Source organism: Phytobacter massiliensis JC163 (assembly GCF_000321045.1).
Taxonomy (GTDB): Bacteria; Pseudomonadota; Gammaproteobacteria; order Enterobacterales; family Enterobacteriaceae; genus Phytobacter_A; species Phytobacter_A massiliensis.
Genome location: NZ_HE578945.1, coordinates 2,041,904 through 2,049,974, shown reverse-complemented (window position 1 = coordinate 2,049,974; position 8,071 = coordinate 2,041,904). Strand labels below are relative to the sequence as shown.

The window sequence follows — 8,071 nt, the reverse complement described above, 5'->3', positions numbered from 1 at the left end:
GCCTGGAAATCCTGCCCTGCGAAGGCACCTATTTTCTGCTGGCGGACTACAGCGCCATCTCAGAGCTGGACGATGTCAGCTTTTGCGAGTGGCTGACCACTGAGGTGGGCGTGGCGGCCATTCCGCTCTCCGTTTTTTGCGCCGATCCGTTCCCGCATAAGCTGATTCGCCTGTGCTTTGCAAAACAGGAAGCGACGCTGCTGGCGGCGGCAGAGCGGCTGTGCCGCCTGTAGTTATTTCACCGTCCAGGCGCGGGAGAAGCGACGGCCGGCAAACAGTTCTGTCAGGCCGTTGATCTGCTTAAGGCGCAGCACTTCGTCGCTGTCCATGCCCAGCTCGCGGCCTATCCGTTCGTCGTCCCAGCCTGCGCGGGTGAGTTCAAGGATAATTTCCGACATTTCGCTGATCTGGTGGCGTCCACGCGCCCGGTTGTGGCGAATGGTGGAGGCCATGCGATCCGATTTGCTGCTCCGGTTGCTGTTAAGACAGGTCGCCGGCAGGTAGCCTTTCAGTTTCTTTTTCAACGCCGCCCGCCCTTTGCCCAGCTCGTGACGATGAAAACCATCAACGATTTCATAGTGATCCGGTTTATCTTGCTGCACCACGATAGGCTGAGTAAAACCGTCGGCTTCCAGGGATTTTAGCAGCAGGCGCTTTTCCGGCGGGGCCACGTTATTAGGGTTATAGTCATTGGGCGCGACCTGACTGCCCTTGACCCACAGGACACAGTCGACAGGCTGGTCGCTAAAGGGGCTGAACTCATGAAGCGCGCGGCGGAAATCATTAATCGCGTCGATGCGTTCATCTTCCGGCATAGAACTCAGCAATGCCTTGATCTCGCTGATTAATCGCTGTTGCATAAAATTCCCCACTCCTTGCGTTTGTTTTTTACCCGCTCGCTATAACGCTTATAGCTGCTTGTTTTGGTCGGGCTGAACGACAGAGCGCGGCACCAGTAATCATTGTTGAGCAGTACCTTGCTGATGCGTCGCCATGAGGGAACATCCTTTGCGCCCGCGTCCCCTGGCTGGGTGTCGGGTATCCGCGTCATGCCCTGTTTCTCATACCAGTGCAGATAGACGGCGATTTTGTTGCGATAGTGCTCCGCCGTCTGTTCAGGCATGCTGTCGAGCAGGAAAAGGGCGTACTCGCGCCAGTTCAGGTGGTCCGGTTTTGTGAGCTTGCGGTGGCCGTAGAACAGATTGTCCTGGCCTGCGTAAATGCCGCCGCTGCTGGCTCCGCTTACCCGCTCGCACATCTGCGCCCACCGCTGCGGCTCAATAACATGATAGAGCCACAGACCCTGGCGCTGCTCGGGGCCGAACGGCTCGCAAATGCGCATATAGCGCGTGGGAACCCCCGCCTGGTACATTAAATCGTAGAGCTTGTTGTAGGGCGTTTTGGTTTTAGCAAACCAGGTCCAGATATCAGCGGTTTTCCAGTCATAAATAGGGTAGATATACCAGGCATGGCCGCGCGGCGCGGCGGTCGTCCAGGGTTTATCATCGGCGAAGCGCAGCTTGCGCAGCGATGAGATTGCCAGAAACCGGTTATAGGACTCATCCGCCCGGATACCCACCATCATGGCCGCGGGGCGGTTCCTGGCAAACCAGTCGGCAAATTCGGTGACAAACGCTTCGAAGGTCATCCCGAGTGTGTAAAACGAAAAAAACTCCGGGCTGGTGATGGCATCTTCCGGCGGCTGTCGCACCCATTCGACGCCGGGTTCCCAGCACTGCCAGGTTGGCGCGAACTGCGACAGACCGTTTTGTGTGGTCAGCGGTAGAGCAACCCAGTAAAACCGATCGGTGACATCGCGGCAGGCCTCGCGCACTCTTTCTACATGCTCAATGGTGTGGCTGAACTGCGCCTCCCAGTCGATAAACAAAATGTTGATTTTTTTATTAAGCTCACGAGCAAGCTGCGCGGTTAAATTCAGCATTACGCTTGAATCTTTGCCGCCAGAGAAAGAGACGCAGACGCGGGAAAAATTTTGTAACACCCAGCGAATTCTTTCCCGGCTCGCCTCCAGAACATTTTGCTCCAGCGGCAACTTATTTATTCCCATTGTCAATTATCCCTGAGCCATTAGTCCTTGGGTTGAAAATAATAATAAAATTAAGCAGCCAGTTAAGCTTTAATTTTATATAGATTTTAATGATATTAATTTCATTAAAGGGTGATACCAGAATAAAAGGGTAAATGCGTTGATGAAGGTGTTGACGATAATCAGAATTGAGCTAACTCTTTGTTTTGTGGCTATCTATTATGGCGGGTCTGCTGTGGGTGCTTTTAGGTGGGTGGCTGGTGTAGTAATGCTGTCTAATGATATTTGTATTTTGTATGGTTTTTCAGGGATTTGTCCTAATTATAAAAACATTAATTAGGACGACGAAGTGGAGGGTTTTGGCGCTTTTTGTGCTGATCTATAGCGGCGACTTAACATTAAAGCGCCGCCAGTAAATTAATCGCCGAAAATCGCCTTTAATTTGTCCTCATCGGGTAAGCCGACCTCTTGCTGTAAAACGTTATTTTCATTCATATAATAAATAGCAGGCGTGGCGTTAGCCCCCAGCGCGTCCATTAATTTTTGGTTACTATTCAACGTATTCATAATATCAGGGGCGATATTTTTCGGCAGCGTAAGAGGTAATTTCCCCCCGGACTGCTCATGCTCGCGCCATTTTTTTGCCGGATCGGCGTCAGACAGAATTGCGGCGGCGGCGGCAGGGCTTTCGGGTTTAATTACGCCAACCAGTAGTGTGCGAATCTGCACCTTGCCTGCGTCAACCCAGGGGCGCGCCTGCTGCCAGAAGCGGCTGCAATAGGGACAATAGGGGTCAGCAAACACATACACGATGCGCGGGGCCTCTTTTTTACCGTCGAGGACCCAGGTGGACGCTTCCATCTGTTTCCACAGCGCTCGTCCGGCGGGGGAGTAGATCTCATCCTGAATCAGCTTTTCGCTCAGGTTCGTTCCCGCGGCATCATACATATAGCCGGAAACGGCATGCTTGCCGTCCGGGGTGACATAAATGGTGACGCCCATGTCCTGATACTTACCCAGATAGCCTTTCATTCCCCCGGGCGCATCAAAAGACTTAATGATAGTGATGCCTTGTTTTTCAATAGCCTGCACCGGCGCGGGTAGCGCTTCTGCCTGTGCCAGCAGGGGCGTCATAAAAAGCGGGAGGAAATATTTCAACATAAATAACCTTTATTTTCAGCGCGATAAAAAGAGTAAGGTAAAACCTATCACAGCCATAGGGCGTATCTGCCCATCCGCACGTTGTGGTAGAGTGGCGGGAGTGTTGTAATCCACACCGTCTGTGCGGCAAAACGCTGGCCGGGCAACGTTATGCCAGTTCCACTGGCACTGAAAGCACCCGCGGGTTTTTCCGCTATCGGCCACCCGTGCGGTGGCTTTTTTGTTTCGCATTCGCTGTACAGTGAAGCGCAGCGAATACCGTTCTGTTCACAAAGTTGTTCAGTGAAAGTTGTTAGCTAACGCTTATTGATTTGATAATGCAAACGCATTGGCCCTGACGGGAAAATTTCGTTAACTTACATCTCAACGAAAACACGGAGGAAGTATAGATGTCCTTAATTAATACCAAGATCAAACCTTTCAAAAACCAGGCGTTCAAAAACGGTGAATTCATCGAAGTCACCGAGAAAGATACCGAAGGCCGCTGGAGCGTCTTCTTCTTCTACCCGGCTGACTTCACTTTCGTCTGCCCGACCGAACTGGGCGACGTGGCTGATCACTACGAAGAACTGCAGAAGCTGGGCGTAGACGTTTACTCTGTTTCTACCGATACCCACTTCACCCATAAAGCATGGCACAGCAGCTCTGAAACCATCGCGAAAATCAAATACGCGATGATCGGCGACCCGACTGGCGCCCTGACCCGTAACTTCGACAACATGCGTGAAGACGAAGGTCTGGCTGACCGCGCAACCTTCGTTGTTGACCCGCAGGGTATCATCCAGGCAATCGAAGTTACCGCAGAAGGCATTGGCCGCGATGCGTCTGACCTGCTGCGTAAAATCAAAGCAGCTCAGTACGTTGCCGCTCACCCAGGCGAAGTTTGCCCGGCTAAGTGGAAAGAAGGTGAAGCGACGCTGGCTCCATCCCTGGACCTGGTTGGCAAAATCTAAATTTCCGTCGTCTTTCACGCCACAGCGGCGTTGGCGTCGCGTGCTCGCCCCGGTCACTTACTTATGTAAGCTCCCGGGGACTCACCCGCTAGCCGCCTTGCTGTGACGCGAAATACTTAGGAAATTACCCCTTTAAAAACGGGTGCTTCAGCACCCGAATTTATTACTAGCGTCCATGATGCAAGCGCATTCAGGCAGTCCGCACGAGGCCGCTTGCATGATGATGTTTTAAGCCCAGGAGATTAAAAATGCTCGACACCAACATGAAAACCCAGCTCAAGGCCTACCTTGAGAAACTGACGAAACCTGTTGAGCTGATTGCCACGCTGGATGACAGCGCCAAATCGGCAGAAATCAAGGAACTGTTGGCTGAAATCGCTGAACTGTCAGAGAAAGTCACGTTTAAAGAAGATAACAGCCTGCCGGTGCGCAAGCCGTCGTTCCTCATCACCAACCCGGGTTCCAGCCAGGGGCCGCGCTTTGCTGGCTCGCCGCTGGGGCACGAGTTCACCTCGCTGGTACTGGCGCTGCTGTGGACCGGCGGTCACCCGTCAAAAGAGGCGCAGGCGCTGCTGGAGCAGATCCGCGATATCGACGGTGACTTTGAGTTCGAAACCTACTATTCGCTCTCTTGCCACAACTGCCCGGACGTTGTTCAGGCGTTGAACCTGATGGCGGTGCTGAACCCGCGCATCAAGCACACGGCCATCGACGGCGGTACTTATCAGAATGAAATCACCGACCGCAATGTGATGGGCGTTCCGGCGGTATTTTTGAACGGTAAAGAGTTCGGCCAGGGCCGTATGACCCTGACTGAAATCGTCGCGAAAGTGGATACCGGCGCAGAAAAACGCGCGGCAGAAGAGCTGAGCAAACGCGATGCTTACGAAGTGCTGATTGTCGGCTCCGGCCCGTCAGGCGCAGCGGCGGCGGTTTACTCCGCGCGTAAAGGTATTCGTACCGGCCTGATGGGCGAGCGTTTCGGCGGCCAGGTGCTGGACACGGTAGATATCGAAAACTATATCTCCGTACCGAAAACCGAGGGCCAGAAGCTGGCCGGCGCGCTGAAAGCGCACGTTAGCGAATACGATGTCGATGTTATCGATTCACAGAGCGCTTCCCGACTGATTCCGGCTACGGTAGAAGGCGGCCTGCACCAGATTGAAACCGCCTCCGGCGCGGTACTGAAAGCGCGCAGCGTGATCATTGCCACCGGCGCGAAATGGCGCAACATGAACGTGCCTGGCGAAGAGCAGTACCGTACTAAAGGCGTAACCTACTGCCCGCACTGCGATGGCCCGCTGTTTAAAGGCAAACGTGTCGCGGTGATCGGCGGGGGTAACTCCGGTGTGGAAGCGGCCATCGATCTGGCGGGGATTGTTGAACACGTCACGCTGCTTGAGTTCGCGCCAGAGATGAAAGCCGACCAGGTTCTGCAGGACAAAGTACGCAGCCTGAAAAATGTCGACATCATTCTTAACGCCCAGACCACAGAAGTGAAAGGCGACGGCACCAAACTGACCGGTCTGGAGTACCGCGACCGCGTAAGCGGCGATGTTCACCACATCGAACTGGCGGGTATCTTCGTACAGATTGGTCTGCTGCCGAATACCGGCTGGCTGGAAGGGACTATCGAGCGTAACCGCATGGGTGAAATCATCATCGATGCGAAATGCGAAACCAGCGTTAAAGGCGTCTTTGCGGCAGGCGACTGTACTACCGTGCCGTACAAGCAGATTATCATCGCCACCGGCGAAGGTGCGAAAGCCTCTCTGAGCGCGTTCGACTACCTGATTCGCACCAAAACAGCATAACAGTAAGACCACACCTGCAAATGTGAAGAGGCTGCCCCAGGGCAGCCTCTTTTTTTATCCCACCGGTGACAAACCCGGATAAGCGAAGCCGCATCCGGGATGGGATTAACGCACCACCAGCACCGGAATATGCGCATGGCGCACGACGCTGGAGGCATTCGACCCCAGCAGATGCGTAGAGATAGAGGGGTTGCGGGAACCAATCACCACCATATCCGCATGTAGCTCTTCGGCAAGCTCATTGACCGCGTCCCGCACGCTTCCCAGCCGCACATGGGTTTTAATGCGCTCCGGGCTCAGCGAAAAGTGCTCAACCATGGTGTTAAGGCGGGTCTGGGCTTCGTGCTGCAGGTGTTCTTCAAAACGACGCACGTCGGCGGCGAAGCGGTGCAGGCTCATGCTGGCCGAACCCGGCAGCACGTGCAGCAGATGAATAATGCCCTTATCCTGCGCCAGGAACTCCGCATGACGTACGGCTTTGTCGCTCAGCGCCATTTCAAAAACATCGACCGGCATAATAATAGTCTGATACATAAACATATCTCCCTGTAGATTATGTGACTATCATTGCAGCATAAAACGCTGATTAATTTTGCTAAGTCGTGGGCAATTCTTGAAAAAATCAGATGTTTCTCGTGCCGTTCGCTTTTTTTATCGCCGCTCCGCCATCCAGGATTAATCTCAAACCCCGCAAAACCCGCACCAGCCCTGCTGGTCTGACTACCCTTTATTCGATACGACTATTTTTGACTGGCCGCTTCTGGAGGTACGAATGAAAGCACTGACCTATCATGGCCCGCATAATGTGAAGGTTGAAAACGTGGCAGACCCGGCAATTGAGCAGGCCGATGATGTCATCTTGCGCGTAACGGCCACGGCTATTTGTGGCTCCGATCTGCATCTTTATCGCGGCAAAATTCCCCAGGTAAAGCACGGCGATATTTTTGGCCATGAGTTCATGGGCGAAGTGGTGGAAACCGGGCGCGACGTCAAAGATTTGCGCAAGGGCGACCGGGTGGTCATTCCGTTTGTTATTGCCTGCGGCGACTGTTTCTTCTGTCAGCAGCAACAGTATTCCGCCTGTGAAAAGACCAACACTGGCCACGGGGCAGCAATGAATAAAAAACAGATCCCACCCCCGGCGGCGCTGTTTGGCTACAGCCATCTGTATGGTGGCGTGCCGGGTGGTCAGGCGGAGTACGTTCGCGTGCCGAAAGGCAACGTCGGGCCTTTTAAAGTGCCGCCTTTGCTCTCCGATGATAAGGCGCTGTTCCTTTCGGACATTCTGCCGACCGCATGGCAGGCGGCCATTAATGCGCAAATCGGTAAAGGTTCCAGCGTCGCTATTTTCGGCGCGGGCCCGGTTGGCTTGCTGACCGCTGCCGTCGCCCGTTATCTGGGGGCGGAGAAGATCTTTATGGTCGATCACCACGAATACCGGCTGCGTTTCGCCCAGCAGCGCTACGATGTCTTCCCGATTAACTTTGACAAGCATGATGACCCGGCAGAGGTGATCATCGAAAACACCGCGGGCAATCGCGGGGTAGATGCCGTCATTGATGCGGTGGGCTTTGAGGCGAAGGGCAGCATGACGGAAACCGTTCTGACCAACCTTAAACTGGAAGGCAGCAGCGGCAAAGCGCTGCGTCAGTGTATCGCCGCCGTTCGTCGTGGCGGTATCGTCAGCGTGCCGGGAGTTTACGCCGGGTTTATCCACGGCTTCCTGTTTGGCGACGCTTTTGATAAAGGCATCAGCTTTAAAATGGGTCAGACCCACGTCCACGCCTGGCTGCCGGAGCTGCTACCGCTCATCGAGCAGGGTCTGTTAACGCCGGAGGAGATTGTCACCCACTATCTGCCGTTCGAAGATGCGGCGAAAGGGTATGAGATCTTCGAAAAACGTCAGGAAGACTGCCGCAAGGTGATTCTGGTGCCTGGCGCTTCCGGCCCGGAAGCGGCGCGCGAGTCGGCTACGGCTATCCGTAACGGCGCGAACCTCTTTACCAGCGACGCTCCAGATAGAGTACCGCCGCAATAATAATGGCCACGATGAGCAAATAGCTCAGGACGATAAGGACTGTTTCGCTCATAAACGA

At 54.1% G+C, this 8,071-nt stretch carries 8 protein-coding genes and 1 pseudogene; 4 read left to right on the top strand and 5 right to left on the bottom strand.

The window, feature by feature from the left end; genetic code table 11:
- Positions 1-233 (top strand): annotated as a pseudogene (locus ENTHG_RS10040) (methionine aminotransferase); the annotation flags it as partial.
- On the opposite strand, the gene ENTHG_RS10035 reads toward ENTHG_RS10040, so the two are convergent.
- The 3 genes from ENTHG_RS10035 to dsbG form a co-directional block, all read right to left on the bottom strand.
- Entirely contained in the window at positions 234-860 is a 627-nt protein-coding gene (locus ENTHG_RS10035; protein WP_044178661.1) for an IbrB-like domain-containing protein, read from the bottom strand.
- Positions 845-2,068 (bottom strand): phosphoadenosine phosphosulfate reductase, encoded by a 1,224-nt coding sequence (locus ENTHG_RS10030; protein WP_044178658.1) that lies wholly within the window; start codon positions 2,066-2,068, stop codon positions 845-847. The genes ENTHG_RS10035 and ENTHG_RS10030 overlap by 16 nt, the downstream gene beginning before the upstream one ends.
- A gap of 396 nt (positions 2,069-2,464) precedes the next feature.
- Positions 2,465-3,208 (bottom strand): thiol:disulfide interchange protein DsbG, encoded by a 744-nt coding sequence (gene dsbG, locus ENTHG_RS10025; RefSeq protein ID WP_044178654.1) that lies wholly within the window; start codon positions 3,206-3,208, stop codon positions 2,465-2,467.
- Positions 3,209-3,597: 389 nt separating this feature from the next.
- On the opposite strand from dsbG, the gene ahpC reads away from it, so the two are divergent.
- Both ahpC and ahpF read left to right on the top strand, forming a co-directional pair.
- Positions 3,598-4,161, top strand: a complete 564-nt coding sequence (gene ahpC, locus ENTHG_RS10020) for an alkyl hydroperoxide reductase subunit C (protein WP_000052802.1) — start codon at positions 3,598-3,600, stop codon at positions 4,159-4,161.
- Positions 4,162-4,409: 248 nt separating this feature from the next.
- The gene (gene ahpF / locus ENTHG_RS10015) at positions 4,410-5,975 is read left to right on the top strand and encodes an alkyl hydroperoxide reductase subunit F (protein WP_044178649.1); all 1,566 of its coding nucleotides are present in this window, start codon (positions 4,410-4,412) and stop codon (positions 5,973-5,975) included.
- A gap of 105 nt (positions 5,976-6,080) precedes the next feature.
- On the opposite strand, the gene uspG is transcribed toward ahpF, so the two are convergent.
- Entirely contained in the window at positions 6,081-6,509 is a 429-nt protein-coding gene (uspG, locus tag ENTHG_RS10010; RefSeq protein WP_044179214.1) for a universal stress protein UspG, read from the bottom strand.
- 238 nt (positions 6,510-6,747) lie between these two features.
- Between uspG and ENTHG_RS10005 the strand changes: the two genes are divergently transcribed.
- Positions 6,748-8,013, top strand: a complete 1,266-nt coding sequence (locus ENTHG_RS10005) for a zinc-dependent alcohol dehydrogenase (protein WP_044178646.1) — start codon at positions 6,748-6,750, stop codon at positions 8,011-8,013.
- On the opposite strand, the gene yldA is transcribed toward ENTHG_RS10005, so the two are convergent.
- The gene (gene yldA, locus ENTHG_RS26530) at positions 7,976-8,065 is read right to left on the bottom strand and encodes a small membrane protein YldA (protein ID WP_421957775.1); all 90 of its coding nucleotides are present in this window, start codon (positions 8,063-8,065) and stop codon (positions 7,976-7,978) included. The genes ENTHG_RS10005 and yldA overlap by 38 nt on opposite strands.
- Positions 8,066-8,071: the final 6 nt, after the last annotated feature.